Source organism: Bradyrhizobium sp. SZCCHNS1050 (genome assembly GCF_032484785.1).
Classification (GTDB): Bacteria; Pseudomonadota; Alphaproteobacteria; order Rhizobiales; family Xanthobacteraceae; genus Bradyrhizobium.
In genome coordinates this window covers 248,517-268,162 of record NZ_JAUETR010000002.1, presented here as the reverse complement: position 1 = coordinate 268,162, position 19,646 = coordinate 248,517, and the positions used below count along the sequence as shown (strand labels likewise).

The following is a 19,646-nucleotide window of genomic DNA, read 5'->3' as shown; positions in this document are numbered from 1 at the left end:
ACACGCGATCGTCGTGGATCGGGCGCAACACCCGCGAACTGGTTTGTGGCGGAAGCGTGATTTTTTGCCTGGGAACAAGACTTTTCGCGCCGATCCGCGACAAATGCTGCAGTGAACGCTTCGCTTGATCGTTGGGGGATCTCCTGATGCGCTATCTCACCGTCGCCCTGTCCCTGCTCTGCATGGTGCTGACCGCTGAAGCCGCCAAAGCCGACCGCCGCGTCGCCTTCGTCGTCGGAAACGGCGCCTATAAGAGCGTGGCTCAACTGCCGAACCCGCCGGTCGACGCAAAGGCCATGGCGGCCACCCTGCGCAACGTCGGCTTCGACGTCGTCGAGGGCACCAATCTCACGCGCGACAAGATGACCGAGAAGCTGCTCGATTTCGGTCGCAAGGCGCAGGGCGCCGACATCGCGGTGTTCTATTACGCCGGGCACGGCATCGCCATTGCGGGCACCAACTACCTGCTGCCGGTCGACGCCGACCTGAAGTCGGAAATGGACGTCAAGCTGGGCTCAGCCATCAATATCGACGTGACGCTCGACCAGACGATGGGGGACGCCAAGGTCAAGCTGGTCTTCCTCGATGCCTGCCGCGACAATCCGTTCGCCGCCAAGATCAAGTCGAACTCGCCAACCCGCAGCGTGTCGGTGCAGACCGGTCTGGCCGAGATGAAGTCCGGCGAGGGCACGCTGATCGCGTTCGCCACCGGCCCGGGCCAGACCGCCCTCGACGGCGAGGCCGGCGCCAACAGCCCGTTCACCCGCGCGCTGATCTCGCACATCGCCCAGCCCGGCGTCGAGATTCAGCAGGCCATGACCGCCGTGCGCGCCCAGGTCAATGAGGAGACCAGCAAGGGCCAATTGCCCTGGGGGCATACCAACCTGATCGGCGCGGTCTACCTCAACCCGGCGGCTGCCCCCGCTGCAACGGCCGCCACGGCCGGCACGACGCCGGCCGTCGCGACGGCCACCGTGACCGCAGGCGAAGCCGAGCTCGAATTCTGGCGCTCGGTGAAGGACTCCAACAAGCCGGAAGAGCTCAACGCCTATCTCTCGACCTACCCGAACGGGCAGTTCAAGTCGCTGGCGATGGCGCGCATCGCCGCGATCGAGAGCGGGGCCATCAACACCGCCACCCGCAACGTCGCCAAGGGCGTCGATCCCGCCACCTACACCGAGGAAGGCACTCAGGTCAGCGAGGATCAGATCGGCCTCGACAAGACCAAGCGCCGCGACGTGCAGCGGCGGCTGACCGGTCTTGGCTTCGACACCAAGATGACGGGCGTGTTCGACGACCAGACCCGCGGCGTCATGAAGCGCTGGCAGGCGGCCCGAGGCTATCCGTCGACCGGATTCCTGACCAAGCTGCAGCACAAGGCGCTGCTGGCAGAGCCGCAGCCGGCGCCGGCGACCGCCGCAGTCGGCGATGAGGCCAGGCCGCGCCGCGCCAAGCCGGCGGGCAACGTCGCGGCCGGCGGCCCGCCGCCGCAGGGTGCGCCGGTCTATCGCAATCCGCCGCCGCAGGACAACGCGGGCAACGCCGCCGGCGCCGCCTTCATCGGTGGCATGATGGGCGGTGTGCTCGGCAGCGCGCTCCGCCGGTAAACGTCTTCGTCTTTCCCGCGTAAAAAAAGCCCGGAGCACGAGCTCCGGGCTTGTTCGTTAGAATGCAGCCGGCCCTCAGAGCCCTGCCGCCTTGCGCAGCGCCGCATTGATGCGGTCCTGCCAGCCCGGCCCTTCGGACTGAAAGTGCTCGAGAACGTCCTGGTCGATCCGCAACGTCACCTGCTCGCGCACGCCAGGAACCGCCGCCTTCTTCGGCGGCGCCTCCACCGGCTTGGTGGTCACCTTCTTGAACGCGGCCTCAGCCTCGGTACGGGCGTCAGCGAGCGTGCGGGGCCGCCGCGGCTGGTCGGCCATGGTCAGATCCCCTCGAACAGCGCGGTGGACAGATAACGTTCGGAGAACGAGGGCACGATCGCCAGGATCGTCTTGCCCGCGCTTTCCGGTCGCTTGCCGATCTCGATCGCGGCCGCAATCGCCGCGCCCGAGGAGATACCGCCGGGAATGCCCTCGTTGCGGGCCAGCGCGCGCGAGGTCTCGATGGCGGTGGTGCTGTTGATCTTGACGATCTCGTCGATCACGGACCGGTCGAGAATGTCGGGCACGAAGCCGGCGCCGATGCCCTGGATCTTGTGCGGCGAGTGCTGGCCGCCCGACAGCACCGGGCTCTCCTCCGGCTCGACCGCGACGACCTTGAGACCGGGCTTGCGCGCCTTCAGCACCTGGCCCACGCCGGTGATGGTGCCGCCGGTGCCGACGCCGGCGACGAACACGTCGATATTGCCCGCCGTGTCGTTCCAGATCTCCTCGGCGGTGGTGCGGCGATGGATGTCCGGGTTTGCGAGGTTCTTGAACTGCTGCGGCATCACCGAGTTCGGCGTCGTCCGCAACAGCTCCTCGGCGGTGGCGATGGCGCCTTTCATGCCCTGCGAAGCCGGCGTCAGCACGATCTCAGCGCCGAGGAACGCGAGCATCTTGCGCCGCTCCACCGACATCGACTCCGGCATCACCAGCTTCAGCTTGTAGCCGCGCGCCGCAGCAACGAAGGCCAGCGCGATGCCGGTATTGCCCGAGGTCGGCTCGATCAGCACGGTGTCGGGCTTGATCACGCCGGCCTGCTCCATCGCCAGGATCATGCCGACGCCGATCCGATCCTTCACGCTCGCGGCGGGATTGAAGTATTCCAGCTTGGCGAGGATGGTCGCCTTGACGCCATGTTGCTCCGGCAGCTTTCGCAACCGCACAATCGGCGTATTGCCGAACGCGTCGACAATTGAATCAAATACGCGCCCGCGTCCGGGACGCTGTGCTGACGACTCCATGAAATCACTCCTCTGCGCGCCCCGCGCGACGTCGACAACGATTCCGACCATCTTCAGCGAGCCTGTTGCGCTGCGCAAGCACGTTTGCGCGATCTTAGGACGATCGCGGCGCACAACAAGTCGTGGCTAAATTGCGAAAAACCAACGCATTTGTGTTGCGACAAGGTCAATAAACTCGGTGTATGCTTGATTGCAGCCGGACGAAGATTCACGGTGCAGGTCGACTGCAACCCGGGCGGACATCAGCAAGATGTCATCTTCGGAGTGATACAATCGGGGCGTTCGTGCCAAACGACAGCACCGTTGTAGAATAGACATAAGAACAGACCACCCAAACAAACTCTTTGTGTGACGGACTTGATATCCGCGAAAGTTGGACTCGTCGGAATAGACCCGTTCGAACGCGACTCGTTCGAAATCGACCCTTTTCGAAATTGACGTCGTTCAAGCAGAGATCGCCAACAAAGAGATCGTCCAGGAGGTCAATATGTCAGCACTCGCTGATCTCGTGTCGACCGCAACCGCACGCCCGAATCCTCGCGGCTGCGATCTGCCGACATGCCCGGTCTGCGCCGACTCCATGATTGCCGCGGAGGCGTCGGCATATTTGGCTGACAATGCGATCAGCTATCTCTGGACCTGCGACACCTGCGGCTATGGCTTCGTCACCAAGCACTCCGTGAAAAGCCGCTTCGTGTGCAACTGAACGGTCTGCAACTGAACGGCGCCAGGGCGAGAGAGTTCCGCGACGTGATGTCGCGGCCGTTCCGTCGCTGAGGATAACGCGACCGTCGGGCAGGTCGGCAATGCATGATCAGCACAATTTCAAGAGGGCCGGCGCATAGGGCCGGGCTCACAACGAGCTGGCGGCCTTCACCTGAAGCGGCTGTCAGCCGGCGCGCGGGGCGATGTCGCCGCGCGCCCAATCGGCCTTGGTGCGCTCGTAGAATTCCGTGAAGCGCCCTTGTGCGATCGCCGCGCGCATCCCGGCCATCAATTGCTGGAAGTAGGCAATGTTGATTTCCGACAGCAGCGTGGCGCCGAGCGCCTCGCCGGCCTTGATCAGATGATGCAGATAGGCGCGGGCATAGCTGCGCGCCGCCGGCCACGGGCTCTCCTCATCCAGCGGCCTGTCATCGTCGGCATGACGCGCATTGCGCAGGTTCACCGGCCCGAAGCGTGTGTAGGCGACGCCGTGGCGGCCGTTGCGGGTCGGCAGCACGCAGTCGAACATGTCGATGCCGCGCCGGACCGACTCCAGGAGATCGTCAGGCGTGCCGACGCCCATCAGGTAGCGCGGACGGTCGGCCGGCAGCACCGGCGCGGTCGCCTCGATCATCTCGAGCATGACCGCCTGCGGCTCGCCGACGGCCAGGCCGCCGATCGCATAGCCGTGGAAGCCGATGTCGACCAGCGCCTGCGCGCTGGCGACGCGCAGTGCGGGCACATCGCCGCCCTGCACGATGCCGAACAGCATGTAGCCTGCCGGCGCACTCTCGAACGCGCGGCGGCAGCGTTCGGCCCAGCGCAGCGACAGCCGCATCGCGCGCTCGATATCGTCGCGCTCGGCCGGCAGCCGCACGCATTCGTCGAGCTGCATCGCGATGTCGGAGTTGAGCAGGCGCTGCACCTCGATGGCGCGCTCCGGTGACAGCTCGATTTTCGCCCCGTCGATGTGCGAGCGGAACGTCACCGCCTGCTCGGTCACCTTGCGTAAACCCGACAGCGACATCACCTGGAAGCCGCCGGAATCGGTCAGCATCGGCCCGCCCCAGCCGGTGAAGCGCTGCAGGCCGCCGAGCGCGGCGATGCGCTCCGCCGTGGGCCGCAGCATCAGGTGATAGGTGTTGCCGAGCACGATGTCGGCGCCGGCCTCGCGGACGTCGCGCCAGTGGATGCCCTTCATGGCGCCGGCGGTGCCGACCGGCATGAAGGCCGGGGTGCGGACCACGCCATGCGGCGTCGTCAGCCGGCCGGTGCGGGCCGCGCCGTCATTGCCGAGCAGTTCGAAATGGTTGGGAAGGTCGCTGGCCGAGGAGCTCATGGCCGGCTTATTGCGTCAGGATGGCCCCCGATTCAACCGCGATGGCGCCGTTTTCGTCCATTTCGGCCGTTGACGGCGGTTCCGACCGCCCCTATGGTCCCGCGCCATGTCGATCTCGACCAAACGCACGACGAAAACCACCAAGCCCACGAGGGCCTCGGGAGGCGTGCGCGCGTAGTCGAACTCGATTGCGACCATCTTCGAACCGAAGCCCCGCCTGATGAAGGTCCGGGGCTTTTTTATTGCCCGAATTTCAACCGGAGACTTGAGACGTGTCCCACGATCCCACCATTGCCATCGTCGGCGTGACCGGCGCCGTCGGCGCCGAATTCATCGCCACCCTGGACCGCCGCAACGTCCGCGTCGGCCAGCTCAAGGCGCTGGCGAGCGCCCGCTCGGCCGGCCAGACCCTGACCTTCCGCGGCCAGACCATCGTGATCGAGGAGCTGACCGAACGCTCCTTCGAGGGCGTCGACATCGCGCTGTTCTCGGCCGGCAGCGGCATTTCCAAGAAGTTCGCGCCCATCGCCGTGCGCTCTGGCGCCGTCGTGGTCGACAATTCCTCGGCCTTCCGCATGGATCCGAACGTGCCGCTGGTGATCCCGGAGATCAACGCCCGCCGAATCCGCGACCACAAGGGCATCATCGCCAATCCAAACTGCGCGGCCATCACGGCGCTGGTGCCGCTGTGGCCGATCCATCAGAAGAATCGCATCAAGCGCGTGATCATCTCGACCTATCAGGCCGCCAGCGGCGCCGGTGCGGCGGCGATGGACGAGCTGGTGCAGTCGACTCGCGCGAGCCTCAACGGCCAGGTCTATGCGCCCAAGGTGATGCCGCATCCGTTCGCCTTCAACCTGTTCAGCCACAACACCGCCATCGATCCCGAGACCGGCTACAACGACGAGGAAACCAAGGTCATCAACGAGACCCGCAAGATCTTTGAGGACGAAGGCATCGCCATCGGCGTCACCTGCGTCCGCGTGCCGGTGCTGCGCGCCCATTGTGAATCCATCACCTTCGAATGCGAGAAGCCGATCTCGGAGGACGACGTCCGCCGCATCCTGGCGACCGCGCCCGGCGTGCGCGTGGTCGACGACCGCGCCAAGAACTACTTCCCGATGCCCGTCGACGCCTCCGGTCAGGACGACGTGCTGGTCGGTCGCATCCGCAAGGATCTGTCCGATCCGTCAGGCCACTCGATCGCGATGTTCGTTGCCGCCGATCAGTTGCTCAAGGGCGCTGCGCTCAATGCGGTGCAGATCGCCGAGCTCCTGCCCGAGCGGGCGATGGCGTAGCTCTCAGGGCGAACTTGCAGGGTGGGCCTTTTGCCCACCCTACGGCTCGACGATGCGCTCGTCTGGCTGACGAAACAACAGGCACGCATCGCCATACGAATAGAAGCGATAGCCGCTGCGGATCGCATGCGCATAGGCCGCGTGCATCGTCTCCAAGCCGGCGAAGGCTGAGACCAGCATGAACAGCGTCGAGCGCGGCAGATGGAAGTTGGTCATCAGGATATCGACCGCGCGGAAGCGATAGCCGGGCGTAATGAAGATCGACGTCTCCGCCTCGAACGGCGCGATCGTGCCGTCGGGCTGCGCCGCGCTCTCCACGAGCCGCAGCGACGTCGTGCCGACCGCGACGATGCGGCCGCCCTTGGCGCGCGCCTCGTTCAATGCGGCCGCCGTGTCCGGCGTGAGACTGCCCCACTCCGCATGCATGCGGTGGCCTTCGGTGTCATCGACCTTCACGGGCAGGAACGTGCCGGCGCCGACATGCAGGGTGACACGCTGCAGCCCGACGCCACGCTCGCGCAGCCGCTGCTCAAGCGTCGGCGTGAAATGCAGCCCAGCCGTCGGCGCAGCCACCGCGCCCTCTTTGGCCGCGAACATGGTCTGATAATCTGTCGCGTCCTGCTCGTCTGCGGGCCGCTTGCCGGCGATGTAGGGCGGCAGCGGCGGCCGGCCGAGATCGGCGATCGCTTGGTCGAGCGCGGGCCCATGGAACACAAACGACAGCGTCAGCTCGCCCTCCTCGCCCTTGGCCTCGACGGTGGCGTCGAGATGCCCGAGCAGGCAGACCTTGCCCTCGTTGCCGAACCGGATCGTATCGCCTGGCGCGAGCTTCTTGGCGGGCCGCACCAGAGCCTGCCAGCGCGAGCCGTCGAGCCGCTTGATCAGGGTCGCCTCGATCTTCGCCTCGGTCTCGCGGCTGATGCGCCGACCGGACAGCTGCGCCGCGATCACCTTGGTGTCGTTGACGACGAGCTGATCACCGGGCTCCAGCCAGTCCGGCAGGTCGGCGACCGTGCGGTCGCGCAGGACACCGTCGCCCTGCACCACCAGCATGCGCGCGGACTCGCGCGGGCTCGCCGGGCGAAGCGCGATGTTTTCGGGGGGAAGATGGAAATCGAACAGGTCGGTGCGCATCGTCGTTCTGGGACGACCATCGGCCCTTCATTCCGGGGAGCGTGCGACAGCACGCGTCGCGAAGGATGAAGGCCCGACTGTCTGCCTCATGGTGCGAGACGCGTGCTGCGCACGCGCCTCACCGTGAGGATCGCAAAGTCTAAGCCGCGTCGGCGGCCATGTAGGCCTTCACGATCTTGTCCGGGTTCTGCACCGGCTCGCCGCGCTTGATCTTGTCGACGTTCTCCATGCCCTCGGTGACCTTGCCCCAGACCGTGTACTGCTTGTCCAGGAAGCGGGCGTCGTCGAAGCAGATGAAGAACTGGCTGTCGCCAGAATCAGGATTGGCCGCACGCGCCATCGAGGCGGTGCCACGAACATGCGGCTCGGCGTTGAACTCGGCCTTCAGCTTCTTGCCGGAGCCGCCGGTGCCAGTGCCCTGCGGGCAGCCGGTCTGCGCCATGAAGCCGTCGATGACGCGGTGGAAGACGATGCCGTCGTAGAAGCCCTCGCGGACGAGCTCCTTGATGCGCGCGACATGGCCGGGCGCGAGATCGGGACGCATCTCGATCGTGACGGGGCCCTGAGTGGTCTCGAGGATCAAGGTATTTTCGGTCACAGCCATTCTGGTCTCTCGGTTTTTGTAGAATTGACGGGGGTCAGGACAAAGCAAATCCTGGGTCTGAAATGTCGCGGCGCCTTCCCATTTGCGGCCGTCACCCCTCCTGACGGCAATCCGAGCACGACGAGGCCCGCGATGCTGGCCCAGAGATGCTGGCCCAGAATAGACCCAATGCGCTTAAAGCTGAAGCCACCGGCCCTGTCGATGTGACGGGGCGGCAGAATCGGCATGCCTCCGCGACGTGGCAAAAGGTTCCTTAAGGCCCGGGGGAACCCGGGCGCGAGACCCGGGCATGCCCCCGCTCTGCCTGCCTACTTGATGTCCGAGGCGACCTGAACCTTCACCATCTTGTCCGGATCGGTGACGGCACCGCCCGACGAGCCCGGAGGCGCCTTCTTGAGCTTGTCGACGACGTCCATGCCCTGCACGACCTCGCCGATCACGGTGTATTGGCCGTTGAGGAAGGACGCATCGCCGAAGCAGATGAAGAACTGCGAGTTGGCAGAATCGACGCTATCGCCCCGACGCGCCATGCCGACGGTGCCGCGCTTGAACGGCGTGCTCGAAAACTCCTGCTTCAGGTTCGGGTACTTCGAGCCGCCGGTGCCATTGAAGTTCTGGCCGTCGCCGGTCTGCGCCATGAAGCCGTCCATGACGCGGTGGAACGGCACGTTGTTGTAGAAGCCTTCGCGCGCCAGCGTCTTCAGTCGCTCGGCATGCTGTGGCGCCAGATCGGTGCGCAGCTTGATGATGATGCGGCCCTTGGTGGTGTCGATGACCAGGGCATTCTGCTTGTCGAGGCCGGCAGGCAGCGACTGGGCCAGCGCCGGCAATGCGAACACGAGAGCAAAGACGAAGGCGAGAGCGCGGATCATGGCAACTCCGATGACATGAGACGATGAGGAGAGGAAGGCACCGCCGGAAGCGGCCGGTGCCCGAAGGATCACTTGAACTTGGCCTTGAGACTTTCGGCCACCGACGGCGGCACGAAATGCGAGATCTCGCCGCCCATGGCGGCGATCTGGCGAACCAGCGTGGCCGCGATCGGACGGACACCCACCGAGGCTGGAACGAACACCGTCTGGACCTGCGGTGCCATGGTCTGGTTCATGCCGGCCAACTGCATCTCGTAGTCGAAATCGGTGCCGTCGCGCAGGCCCCGGATCATCATGATCGCACCGGCCTCTTGCGCGGCGGTGACGGTCAGATTGTCGTAGGTCGAAGCCTCGAAGCCGCAGCCCGCCGCGGCTGCGACGGGACCGAAGATCTCGTGCGCCATCGCCAGCCGCTCCTCGGTCGAGAACAGCGGCTTCTTGCCGTGATGCACGCCGACCGCGACGATCAGGCGATCGCAGAGATGAACGGCCTGCCGGACCACATCGAGATGGCCGTTGGTGACGGGATCGAACGAGCCCGGATAGAGCGCAATGCGTTGCATGCGCCCGTCCTATACCGCCCGGAACAGGCCGGCAAGCCGCCGTCAGGCCCGCTGGCGTGGCTGTGATGGGCAAAGAGCGGCCGAGAGACCGCACCGCAATGAAATGGGTTGCGACACCGGGGAGCCGGAACTGTGGTCGGCTACCGCGATTGTTTCATCGGAACTCGGGACACGAAACACGCTCGCGCCGAGACGAAACCAATTCGCCCGTTCCGCGAAGACGTCTCGAAACCCGAACTGATTATCAAATCCTTAACGAACAACGGGCCGAACGGCCCAGACAGGGGACCGTCATGATCAAAGCGCTATCTGCAGTCGCAGCGGCCGGCTTGGTGGCTGCCGGCATCACCCTCCTGCCCGGCTTCGCTCCTCAGGTCGAAGCCAGCGTGCCGCGTCCGCTCGCCAAGGCGGACCGCCTGGACATTCGACCGATCGGCCGCGACTGCTCACAGCAGGCCTGGCCGAACTTCGAAGCGGGCTGCCTGCGCAGCGCCGGAACCCGGGGGACCATTCGTGAGGCGCGGATCATCGGAGTCGACCGGACGCAGTGAGGAGAGAGCGAATAGCGAATAGCGAATAGCGAATAGCGAATAGCGAATAGCGAATAGCGAATAGCGAATAGCCCGAAACCTGATTCGTCCCTATTCGCTACTCCCTATTCGCCATTCGCCGGCTCGCTCGCCCCGTTGCCGTTCTCGGCCTCCTCGCCGATATGCTCCACCGACACGACATGCTCATCATCGGCGGTGTCGAACACGATGACGCCCTGGGTCGAGCGTCCCGCGATGCGGATGCCGTCGACGGGGCAACGGATCAACTGCCCCTTGTCCGTCACCAGCATGATCTGATCGCCATCCTCGACCGGGAATGAGGCGACGAGCTTGCCGTTGCGGTTGTTGACGGACATCGCGACGATGCCTTTGCCGCCGCGGCCGGTGGTGCGGTACTCGTAGGACGAGGTGCGCTTGCCGTAGCCATTGACCGAGACGGTCAGCACCACCTGCTCCTGCGCCGACATCTCGACATAGCGTTCCTGCGACAGCTGGATCGCGCCAGCGGCCGCCTCCTCGCCCTCGGTCTCGACCGGCTCCTCGGTGGCAGCATCGCCCGACATCGCCCGGCGCATCTTCAAGTACGCCGTACGCTCGTCCGAGGTCGTTTCGACATGGCGCAGGATCGACAGCGAAATCACCTTGTCGCCGCCGGCGAGCGCGATGCCGCGCACACCCATCGAGGTGCGCCCGGTGAAGACGCGCACGTCGGTGACGGGGAATCGGATGCACTGCCCGCCCGACGCCGTGAGCAGCACGTCGTCGCGCTCGGTGCAGATCTGCACGTTGACGATCTCCTCGCCCTCGTCGAGCTTCATCGCGATGATGCCGGAGCGGCGCACGTCGACGAAATCCGACAGCTTGTTGCGGCGGACGTTGCCGCCGGTGGTGGCGAACATCACGTCGAGATTGGCCCAGGAGGATTCATCCTCCGGCAGCGGCATGATCGTGGTGATGCGCTCGCCCTGCTCCAGCGGCAGGATGTTGATCAGCGCCTTGCCGCGCCCGTTGGGCGCCGCGATCGGCAGCCGCCAGACCTTCTCCTTGTAGACCTGGCCGCGCGACGAGAAGAACAGCACCGGCGTGTGCGTGGAGGCCACGAACAGCCGGCTGACGAAATCCTCCTCGCGCGTCTGCATGCCCGAGCGGCCCTTGCCGCCGCGGCGCTGCGCCCGATAGGCCGACAGCGGCACGCGCTTGGTGTAGCCGGCATGCGACACGGTCACGACCATGTCCTCGCGCTGGATCAGGTCCTCGTCCTCGACCTCGCCTTCCTGCTCGGCGATCACGGTGCGGCGCGGCGTGCCGAACTCCGCCTTGATCGCGGCGAGCTCGTCCTTGATGATCCCCTGCACCCGCGCCCGCGAGCGCAGGATGTCGAGATAGTCGTTGATCTCGACCTTGAGCTTGTCGAGCTCGTCGGAAATCTCTTCACGGCCGAGCGCGGTCAGGCGCTGCAGACGCAGGTCGAGAATCGCCTTGGCCTGCTCGAACGACAGCCGGATGGTACCGTCCTCGGCGAGGCGATGACGCGGATCGTCGATCAACGTGATGATGGCCTCGACGTCGCGCGCCGGCCAGTCGCGCGACATCAACGCCTCGCGCGCGGACGCAGGATCGGGCGAGGTCCTGATGACCCGGATGACCTCGTCGATATTGGCCACGGCCACGGCGAGGCCGACCAGGATGTGGGCGCGGTCGCGCGCCTTGTTGAGCAGGAACTTGGTCCTGCGCGTGACGACACGCTCGCGGAACGCGACGAAGATCGTCAGCAGGTCCTTCAACGTCATCGTCTGTGGGCGGCCGCCGTCGAGCGCCAGCATGTTGGCGGCGAAGCTCGTCTGCAGCGGCGTGAACTTGTAGAGCTGGTTGAGCACGACGTCCGGCACGGCGTCGCGCTTCAGCTCGACGACGACGCGGTAGCCGTCGCGGTCGCTCTCGTCGCGCAGGTCGGCAACGCCTTCGACCTTCTTCTCGCGCACCAATTCGGCGATGCGCTCGACCATCGTGGCCTTGTTCACCTGGTAGGGAATCTCGGAGATGATGATCGCCTCGCGATCCTTGCGGATCGTGTCGATCGTCACCTTGCCGCGCATCATGATCGAGCCGCGGCCCAGATGATAGGCCGAGCGGACGCCGGCGCGTCCAAGAATGATGCCGCCGGTCGGGAAATCCGGCCCCGGAATGATGTTGATGAGCTCGTCGATCGTGAGCGCGGGATTGTCGATCAGCGCGATGCAGGCATCGATCACCTCGCCGAGATTGTGCGGCGGGATGTTGGTGGCCATGCCGACCGCGATGCCGCCGGCGCCATTGACCAGCAGGTTCGGATATTTGGCCGGAAGAACCGACGGTTCCTTGTCCGAATTGTCGTAGTTCGGCTGGAAGTCGACAGTGTCCTTGTCGATGTCGTCGAGCAGCGGGATCGCCGACTTGGCGAGCTTCGCTTCGGTGTATCGGTAGGCGGCCGGCGGATCGCCGTCGACGGAGCCGAAATTGCCCTGGCCGTCGATCAGCGGCACGCGCATCGAGAAGTCCTGCGCCATGCGCACCATGGCGTCGTAGATCGACTGGTCGCCATGCGGATGATATTTACCGATGACGTCGCCGACCACGCGCGCGGACTTGACGTATTTCTTGTCGGGCGTGTGCCCCTGCTCGTACATCGAATACAGGATGCGCCGGTGCACGGGCTTGAGGCCGTCGCGCGCATCGGGCAGCGCTCGCGACACGATCACGCTCATCGCGTAATCGAGGTAGGAGCGTTTCATCTCGTCGAGGATGGAAACGGGACGAATGTCGGAAGGTCCGCCCGGCTCGCCGGGCTTCTCATCTTCTTTATCGGACAAAGGGGATACCGGTGGGTTTTGACACGCGAAAATCGCTTGGAATCATATAGCGCAGGAGCGTGCCGCAGGCCACCCCCAAGGCGATCCGAAGCGCGCTTTTTCTGCTCGCCTTTCCAGTCACTTAACCGGCTGCCGCGGCCGCCCATGGCAGGCTCCGGGAACCGTTTCGGCTACGGCCCGAAGACGACCTTGTGCATGATGCGTCCCGGCAGCAGCGTGAACAGTCCGGCGATCACCAGGGCGCCGGAAAACAGCATGATCATGCACACCGCCAGCGGCAGCACGGCCAGCGTGTAGATCGACAGCAGGTGGATCGGGCTCCATGAGCGCGACCCAGATCCAGCCGACCGTTCGATGCGGCACGGTCCCCTTCGGGGCGGCGAACTGAACGAGCCCGAGCGCGAACGCCGTCATTGCGGCGACGGCGTGCAGCTGGACGGCGGGCTCGGCGTCGAGCAGCGGCGCGAAGCTCATGGCAGCCCCCAGAGCTAGATTGCAGCCCGCAGCTCGTGCAGACGTTCCTTGATTGCGTCGACATCCACGCTGCCAGCACGCATCTTGGCTTCGGCTTGGCCTTTCACCAGCCCGCACAGTTCGACGAGCATGGCGTCATGGGCGCATACAGCGTCCATCTTGGTGTAGACGAGATCGTACTCGACGGGCTCCCAGGTCCCAAGATCGGCAAGGTTGTGCTGCATCTGAACCTCGAGGTGATCGAGCGCCGCGGCGAACTTGGCCTCCGCCGTGAGCTTCGCCTCAAATTCGTGGAACAGGTCGAATATCTCCTGTCCGCCTCCCCCGGGCAAGCGCGACCGGATGACTTCGATCGCCTCGCGCTCCTTGGCGACCTTGGCATCCTTTCGGCTGCCGGTCTCGAAGAAGGGGACGTCTCCGACCAGCGCCTCGACGAGGTCGTGGACGATGATCATCTTCAGCACGCGATCGATCTCGACCGGTCTTTCGAGATGACGGTGCACGAGCAACGCGAGCAGAGACATGCTCCAGCTATGCTCGGCCACGCTCTCGCGGCGCCCGTCGGACAGCCAGCTGTGGCGCAACTCGCGCTTCAGGCCCTCGGCGAGCCGATAGAAGTCGAGGGTCCTTGCCACAGCCTCCATCATCGTACCAACCTCGCACGATCGCTTGCAGCACCCCGGCCGGCCCCCTCGGATGACCGCCGGCCTGCCGTCCAGACACGGGCAAGCCGGCTCGCATCAGCAGCGTCCGCGCGCGTCTCAGAACGGAATGTCGTCGTCCATGTCGCTGTTGCGTCCGCCACCGCCCGCCGAAGCAACCGCGCGGCGCGGCGGCGCCATCGACGGACCGCTGCTGCCAAAATCACCGCCACCCATGTCATCGGAGAAGCTGCCGCCACCGCCGCCCCGGCCATCGAGCATCGTCAGGGTGGAGTTGAAGCCCTGCAGCACGACCTCGGTCGAGTACTTCTCGACACCGCTCTGATCGGTCCATTTGCGGGTCTGCAGCGCGCCCTCGATGTAAACCTTGGCGCCCTTCTTCAAATACTGCTCGGCGACCTTGCAAAGACCTTCGTTGAAGATCACCACGCGGTGCCACTCGGTCTTTTCCTTGCGCTCGCCTGTCGCCTTGTCGCGCCACGTTTCCGACGTCGCAATGCTCAGATTGGCGATCGGCCGCCCATCCTGCGTGCGCCGGATCTCGGGGTCCTTGCCGAGGTTGCCGACCAGAATCACCTTGTTCACACTACCCGCCATCACCACTCTCCCGCGGTTCTCGATCATCGGACCGGCCGTCCACACCGGCCTCACGGCGTCCGGTGGCTAACCCTTCCTCTCGCGGCGGACCCTATACGGTTGCCGCGCGGTCCACCCGCCCTGTCCATTGCTTATCCACATATAGCAGGCGGAAGGCCATTGTTCCAGTTTTGTTCGCACGCATATGTCTACAACCGTGCGTCGAGTTCCACGGAACTCGATGGAACCGCAAGTTCTCGCAATGGAACCCGGAAAAAGTTCCCTTATTCACGAAAAAGGGATTAACTTTCATCAAGTTAGCCAGCCTCACTTCCTCCTCGGCTGTGGCTTTTGGGAGACGGTATCCAGGGTTGAATCGCGTATATTTGAGGATGGATTGGGGCCGCAAGCGTGGTCGCACCAACTTCACAGACGAGCGTCTCCGGGGACCATTTTGGAGACGCCCAACGCGGGAGACTTGGGATGAAACGAATTTTTCTCGGAGCTGTCAGCTTGATGGTTTTGGGGGCGCTGACGCCGGCGGGAGCCGCCGATCTCGCCGCCCGCCCGTACACGAAGGCCCCGGTGATGGCGCCGGCGCCGCTTCCGACCTGGGCCGGCTTCTACCTCGGCCTGCAGGGCGGCGGCGGCTGGGGCCGCAGCAACGAGACCTTCTTCGGGGCGCCGAATACGGCGATCTTTGCCGGCACCCAGAACTATGACACCAGCGGCGGCTTCGTCGGCGGTGTGGTCGGCTACAACTGGCAGGTCGACAACATCGTGTTCGGTCTCGAGGGCGACTATCACTGGGCCGACATCAACGGCCGGTCGGGCGTCGTCAACGCCGGTCTCGGCGATACCTACTTCACCAGGCTGCGCGGCTTCGGCGACATCAAGGGCCGCCTCGGCTGGGCTGCGGGTCCGGCGCTGTTCTTTGTCAGCGGCGGCGCTGCCGTCGGCGATCTCCAGCACCGCTACGACGCAGCGCTCAATGGTGGCGCGGCCAATAGCTTCGCTCAGAACAACTGGCGCTGGGGTTGGACGATCGGTGCCGGCGCCGAGTACATGTTCGCGCCGAACTGGTCGGCCAAGGTCGAATACAACTATCTCGACTTCGGCAAGAGCTCGATTCAGTACAGCGCGGTTCCGGCCAATCGCTCCGAGTGGAGCGACACCGTGCACACCGTCAAGGCGGGCGTCTCCTATCACTTCGGCGGCCCGATCGTGTCGCGCTACTGATTGCACGCAAAAAGCGAATATGTCGAAAGGCCGGCCTCGCGCCGGCCTTTTTTGTGTGCCAGAACCGGCACTTGCCGAGCCGTTGTGTCCTTTGGGTGACGGCTTTTTACGGCGGAAGGAGCTATCAACGTCCGGCGGGTGGGCGTTGGTGAGAGCGTGCGTGCGGGCGTCGGACGTGGTTTGGGGAATGCGATGAGAAGGCTGTTGCTGGGGGCGACAACTTCGCTGGCGCTGGGGATTGCGCCGGCCATCGCTGCCGATCTGCCCGCGCGCACCTTCACCAAAGCGCCTGCGATGATCACGACGATCTATGATTGGAGTGGCTTCTATATCGGCCTGAATGCCGGTGGCGCAGCGGCCCGCACCTGCTGGACCAACAAGGTCAGCTTTGCCGGCGTGGCCGCAACCAACGCGGAAGGCTGCCATGATGCGACCGGCGCGCTGGCGGGCGGCCAGATCGGCTATCGCTGGCAGGCTGGCGGCTGGGTGTTCGGCATCGAAGGTCAAGGCAACTGGGCCAACCTCAAGGGCAGCAACACCAGCCAGTTCGCCCCGGCCGTGACCAACCAGACCAAGATCAACGGCATCGGCGTGTTCACCGGCCAGATCGGCTATTCCTGGAACAACGTGCTCTGGTACGTGAAGGGTGGCGCCGCGGTCGCGGGTGAGAAGTACAACGGCCTCTCCACGGCCACGGGCGTGGTGCTCGACGTGTCCAGCGCCACGCGCTGGGGGGCTGCGGTCGGGACTGGTGTCGAGGTCGGCTTCGCCAAGAACTGGTCGGTCGCAGCCGAATACGAGCACCTGTTCATGGGCAACCGCACCCTCGGCTTCTCGGGTGTTCCCCTTGGAGCCGCGGGCCGGACCGATGCGGTCGGCCAGGACGTCGACATGGCGACGGTCCGCGTGAACTATCGCTGGGGCGGTCCCGTCGTTTCCAAGCACTGACCCTCGAGGGCTGACACTCGGGATCTCACGCGGCGGCGCTTGCCCGGCCTGTCGTCACTCACGCTGTGACACAGCTCCCCCCGTCGGCATTGGCAGTCGCCGTCTTTACCCGCGCTTAAGCACGATCGGCACATCCCGCCACGCGGCTCGTCCCGGTCACGAGTTTGGAAAGCAGTCTCCCTTACAACCAGCCACAGGCCACCTTCGCGTGGGCCCGGATCGGAGGGATCCGGAGCGTGGTGTATTGGGACTGGGGAGAGACGAATGCAGAAGACGACCTTGATCTTGACCGCAAGCGCCGCGGCGCTGGGACTGGCGCCGGCCTCGGCGGCCGACTTCGCGACGCGCCCTTACAGCAAGGCGCCACCGCCGGCCTATGTCACGCCGCTGCCGAGCTGGGCCGGGTTCTACCTCGGCGTCAATGGCGGCGCGGACTGGAGCCACAATTGCTGGACGCTCAACCGCGTCGGCGGCGTGGCGGTCGCGCCGACCCAGTCCGAAGGCTGCCACAATGCCTCGAGCGGCCTCATCGGCGGCCAGGTCGGCTATCGCTGGCAGGCGGCGAGCTGGGTGTTCGGCGTCGAGGCCCAGGGCAACTGGACCGACCTGAAGTCGTCCAATGCGAGCACGGCTGCGCTGGCCGCGGGCATCACCAACACCACCAAGACCGATGCGATCGGCCTGTTCACCGGCCAGGTCGGCTACGCCTGGGGCAACGTGCTCTGGTACGTGAAGGGCGGCGCCGCCGTCACCCACAACAAATACACCGGCACGGCGAATGCGGCCGCGCCCTTCCCGGTCGGCACGCTGCTGGATTCCGCCAGTGAGACCCGCTGGGGCGGCACCGTCGGCACCGGCGTCGAGTTCGGCTTCGCGCCGAACTGGTCGGTCGCCGTCGAGTACGACCACCTGTTCATGGGCTCGCGCGACATCAGCTTCCCCGCCACCGCAACCGTGCTGTCGCGCGTCGACACCATCAAGCAGGACATCGATATGGCGACCGTCCGCGTGAACTATCGATTCGGGGCGCCGATGGGCACGCGCTACTGAAAAAAGCCGCCGCTCGCACGCATTCGGAAAGGCCGGCCGTCGCGCCGGCCTTTTTCGTGTCAACAGCCCGGCAGCGTCGCGGCGTTTTTGTGCTAAATATATGATATATAACGCTTTTTCATTTCTGTGGCGGGCGCGTTACAGCCTCTCCGGGATGCCCTGTGTATGACTTGCCCATCGCTTGTCATTCCAACCTCCCGGGGGAGAATTTGATGAAGAAGTTGCTTGTGATCACGACGGCGCTCGTCGGCATCGCATCCGCCACATCCGCGTCGGCGGCCGACATGGCGGCCCGCCCGTACACCAAGGCGCCGCCGATGGTCGCGCAGATCCTGAGCTGGTCGGGCCTCTACGCCGGCATCCAGGGCGGCGGCGGCTGGGGCACCAGCAAGGAGACCTTCCTCGGCCGCTTCAATGCGCCGGGCTTCCTGGGCACCCAGAACTACAACACCAATGGCGGCTTCGTCGGCGGCGTGGTCGGCTACAACTGGCAGGTCGACAACGTCGTGTTCGGCCTCGAAGGCGACTATCACTGGGCCGACATCAACGGCCGCTCCGCCGTGGTCAATGCCGGCGTCGGCGACACCTTCTTCACCAAGCTGACCAGCTTCGGCGACATCAAGGGCCGCCTCGGCTATGCCGCCGGTCCCGCCCTGTTCTTCGTCAGCGGCGGCGCCGCGGTGGGCCAGTTGCAGCATCGCTATGACGGCGTGCCCGGCAACGTCTTCAGCCAGAACACCACCCGCTGGGGCTATACGGTCGGCGCCGGCGCCGAATACATGTTCGCGCCGAACTGGTCGGCCAAGCTCGAGTACAACTATCTCGACTTCGGCAAGAGCACGATCCAGTACAGCGCTGCGGCGCTCAACCGCTCCGAGTGGAAGGACACCGTTCACACGGTCAAGGCCGGCCTCAGCTACCACTTCGGCGGCCCGGTCATCGCAAAGTACTGATGCCTGCAAACCGACAGGTTCCGAGAAGGGCCGGCGAAAGCCGGCCTTTTTTGTTGCCCTGATGCCACCTTGCCGGCTCGCCACACCCGGAACCAAGTAACTGAGCGACATAGGCTTTCTGGAACTTGGCCGTAAAAACGCGGTTTGGGCGCGAGTGTGTCTTCAGGGTGACGGTAATCCGTACGGAACCGGGCTATAGGAACCTCGTCAACTTGAACGGGTGAGTCTGTTTCGTGCGTAAGCTTATCGGTGCGATGCGGACTTCGAGGAATAAAAATAAACTGGAGACTGGAATGAAGAAGATCCTGCTCGCGACCGTGGCCTTGGCCGCCCTGGCCGCTCCCGCTGCCGCCGCTGATCTTGCCGCACGCCCGACCTACACCAAGGCCCCGGTTGCCGCGCCGGTGCTGACCTGGACCGGCTTCTACATCGGTGCCATGGGCGGCTACGCCAACGAGAATGCTGACTTCGCGGCCATGAAGGGCGGCTTCGCCGGCGGCACCGTCGGCTACAACTGGCAGCAGGGTGCTGTCGTGTTCGGCCTCGAGGCCGACGCCGCTTGGGCCGACATCAACGCAAACGTCGGCGCGCTCGGTGTCAACGCCGAGTCCAAGATCCGCGACTGGGGCACTGTCCGCGGCCGCATCGGCTACGCCTTCGGCCCGACCCTGCTGTACGCGACCGGTGGTTACGCCTGGGCCGACAACCGCATCTCGCTGACGGCCCCCGGCTTCGCCGCTGCCGACAGCAAGATCCACTCCGGCTGGACCGTCGGCGCTGGCGTCGAGTACATGTTCGCCCCGAACTGGTCGCTGAAGGGCGAGTACCTCTACAAGAGCTTCGGTGGCGAGAGCTACACCTTCACCGGCCTCGGCACGCTCACGACCGGCACCCTCAACGTGCATTCCGGTCAGGTCGGCATCAACTACCACTTCTAAGTTT

Annotated in this window: 19 protein-coding genes and 1 pseudogene; 9 read left to right on the top strand and 11 right to left on the bottom strand. The window is 65.1% G+C overall.

Annotated elements, in window-relative coordinates; translation table 11 throughout:
- Window positions 1–146 precede the first annotated feature (146 nt).
- Window positions 147–1,607 (top strand): caspase family protein, encoded by a 1,461-nt coding sequence (locus QX094_RS25645; protein ID WP_315711785.1) that lies wholly within the window; start codon window positions 147–149, stop codon window positions 1,605–1,607.
- Window positions 1,608–1,682: 75 nt separating this feature from the next.
- Here QX094_RS25645 and QX094_RS25640 read toward each other — a convergent pair whose 3' ends face one another.
- Both QX094_RS25640 and cysK read right to left on the bottom strand, forming a co-directional pair.
- A complete protein-coding gene (locus tag QX094_RS25640; RefSeq protein ID WP_315711784.1) occupies window positions 1,683–1,922 on the bottom strand; it encodes a BrnA antitoxin family protein in 240 nt (79 codons plus the stop codon).
- Between the two features lie 2 nt (window positions 1,923–1,924).
- Complete coding sequence (gene cysK, locus QX094_RS25635) at window positions 1,925–2,887, bottom strand: cysteine synthase A (RefSeq protein ID WP_315711783.1); 963 nt, start codon at window positions 2,885–2,887, stop codon at window positions 1,925–1,927.
- Between the two features lie 487 nt (window positions 2,888–3,374).
- On the opposite strand from cysK, the gene QX094_RS25630 reads away from it, so the two are divergent.
- Window positions 3,375–3,593, top strand: a complete 219-nt coding sequence (locus QX094_RS25630) for a hypothetical protein (RefSeq protein WP_315711782.1) — start codon at window positions 3,375–3,377, stop codon at window positions 3,591–3,593.
- Window positions 3,594–3,776: 183 nt separating this feature from the next.
- On the opposite strand, the gene tgt is transcribed toward QX094_RS25630, so the two are convergent.
- Window positions 3,777–4,931 (bottom strand): tRNA guanosine(34) transglycosylase Tgt, encoded by a 1,155-nt coding sequence (tgt, locus tag QX094_RS25625; RefSeq protein WP_315711780.1) that lies wholly within the window; start codon window positions 4,929–4,931, stop codon window positions 3,777–3,779.
- A 272-nt stretch (window positions 4,932–5,203) separates the two neighbouring features.
- Between tgt and QX094_RS25620 the strand changes: the two genes are divergently transcribed.
- Window positions 5,204–6,229 (top strand): aspartate-semialdehyde dehydrogenase, encoded by a 1,026-nt coding sequence (locus QX094_RS25620; protein WP_315827552.1) that lies wholly within the window; start codon window positions 5,204–5,206, stop codon window positions 6,227–6,229.
- 39 nt (window positions 6,230–6,268) lie between these two features.
- On the opposite strand, the gene queA is transcribed toward QX094_RS25620, so the two are convergent.
- The 4 genes from queA to coaD form a co-directional block, all read right to left on the bottom strand.
- Window positions 6,269–7,363, bottom strand: a complete 1,095-nt coding sequence (gene queA, locus QX094_RS25615; RefSeq protein ID WP_315711775.1) for a tRNA preQ1(34) S-adenosylmethionine ribosyltransferase-isomerase QueA — start codon at window positions 7,361–7,363, stop codon at window positions 6,269–6,271.
- A 139-nt stretch (window positions 7,364–7,502) separates the two neighbouring features.
- Complete coding sequence (locus QX094_RS25610) at window positions 7,503–7,967, bottom strand: peptidylprolyl isomerase (RefSeq protein WP_315799860.1); 465 nt, start codon at window positions 7,965–7,967, stop codon at window positions 7,503–7,505.
- A gap of 308 nt (window positions 7,968–8,275) precedes the next feature.
- Complete coding sequence (locus tag QX094_RS25605) at window positions 8,276–8,839, bottom strand: peptidylprolyl isomerase (protein WP_315711771.1); 564 nt, start codon at window positions 8,837–8,839, stop codon at window positions 8,276–8,278.
- A 68-nt stretch (window positions 8,840–8,907) separates the two neighbouring features.
- On the bottom strand, window positions 8,908–9,402 hold the full coding sequence (gene coaD, locus QX094_RS25600; RefSeq protein WP_316170188.1) for a pantetheine-phosphate adenylyltransferase: 495 nt from the start codon (window positions 9,400–9,402) through the stop codon (window positions 8,908–8,910).
- 293 nt (window positions 9,403–9,695) lie between these two features.
- Here coaD and QX094_RS25595 point away from each other — a divergent pair, with 293 nt between their 5' ends.
- Complete coding sequence (locus QX094_RS25595) at window positions 9,696–9,953, top strand: hypothetical protein (protein ID WP_316165348.1); 258 nt, start codon at window positions 9,696–9,698, stop codon at window positions 9,951–9,953.
- A gap of 104 nt (window positions 9,954–10,057) precedes the next feature.
- On the opposite strand, the gene gyrA is transcribed toward QX094_RS25595, so the two are convergent.
- The 4 genes and pseudogenes from gyrA to QX094_RS25575 form a co-directional block, all read right to left on the bottom strand.
- Window positions 10,058–12,802 carry a DNA gyrase subunit A gene (gene gyrA, locus QX094_RS25590; RefSeq protein WP_316188292.1) on the bottom strand — a complete coding sequence of 915 codons (2,745 nt, stop codon included), beginning with the start codon at window positions 12,800–12,802 and terminating at the stop codon, window positions 10,058–10,060.
- 170 nt (window positions 12,803–12,972) lie between these two features.
- Window positions 12,973–13,276 (bottom strand): annotated as a pseudogene (locus tag QX094_RS25585) (hypothetical protein).
- A gap of 14 nt (window positions 13,277–13,290) precedes the next feature.
- Window positions 13,291–13,923: an HD domain-containing protein gene (locus tag QX094_RS25580; RefSeq protein ID WP_315827546.1), complete on the bottom strand. Its 633-nt coding sequence runs from the start codon at window positions 13,921–13,923 to the stop codon at window positions 13,291–13,293.
- A 114-nt stretch (window positions 13,924–14,037) separates the two neighbouring features.
- Complete coding sequence (locus QX094_RS25575; protein ID WP_315711764.1) at window positions 14,038–14,535, bottom strand: single-stranded DNA-binding protein; 498 nt, start codon at window positions 14,533–14,535, stop codon at window positions 14,038–14,040.
- A gap of 462 nt (window positions 14,536–14,997) precedes the next feature.
- On the opposite strand from QX094_RS25575, the gene QX094_RS25570 reads away from it, so the two are divergent.
- The 5 genes from QX094_RS25570 to QX094_RS25550 all read left to right on the top strand — a co-directional run bounded on the left by QX094_RS25570 (window position 14,998) and on the right by QX094_RS25550 (window position 19,642).
- A complete protein-coding gene (locus tag QX094_RS25570) occupies window positions 14,998–15,753 on the top strand; it encodes an outer membrane protein (RefSeq protein ID WP_315827545.1) in 756 nt (251 codons plus the stop codon).
- A gap of 192 nt (window positions 15,754–15,945) precedes the next feature.
- On the top strand, window positions 15,946–16,701 hold the full coding sequence (locus tag QX094_RS25565; RefSeq protein ID WP_315827544.1) for an outer membrane protein: 756 nt from the start codon (window positions 15,946–15,948) through the stop codon (window positions 16,699–16,701).
- A gap of 264 nt (window positions 16,702–16,965) precedes the next feature.
- Window positions 16,966–17,751 carry an outer membrane protein gene (locus QX094_RS25560; protein WP_316188291.1) on the top strand — a complete coding sequence of 262 codons (786 nt, stop codon included), beginning with the start codon at window positions 16,966–16,968 and terminating at the stop codon, window positions 17,749–17,751.
- Window positions 17,752–17,963: 212 nt separating this feature from the next.
- Window positions 17,964–18,704: an outer membrane protein gene (locus tag QX094_RS25555; RefSeq protein WP_315827542.1), complete on the top strand. Its 741-nt coding sequence runs from the start codon at window positions 17,964–17,966 to the stop codon at window positions 18,702–18,704.
- 293 nt (window positions 18,705–18,997) lie between these two features.
- Window positions 18,998–19,642 (top strand): porin family protein, encoded by a 645-nt coding sequence (locus QX094_RS25550; protein WP_315827541.1) that lies wholly within the window; start codon window positions 18,998–19,000, stop codon window positions 19,640–19,642.
- The last annotated feature ends 4 nt before the right edge of the window (window positions 19,643–19,646 follow it).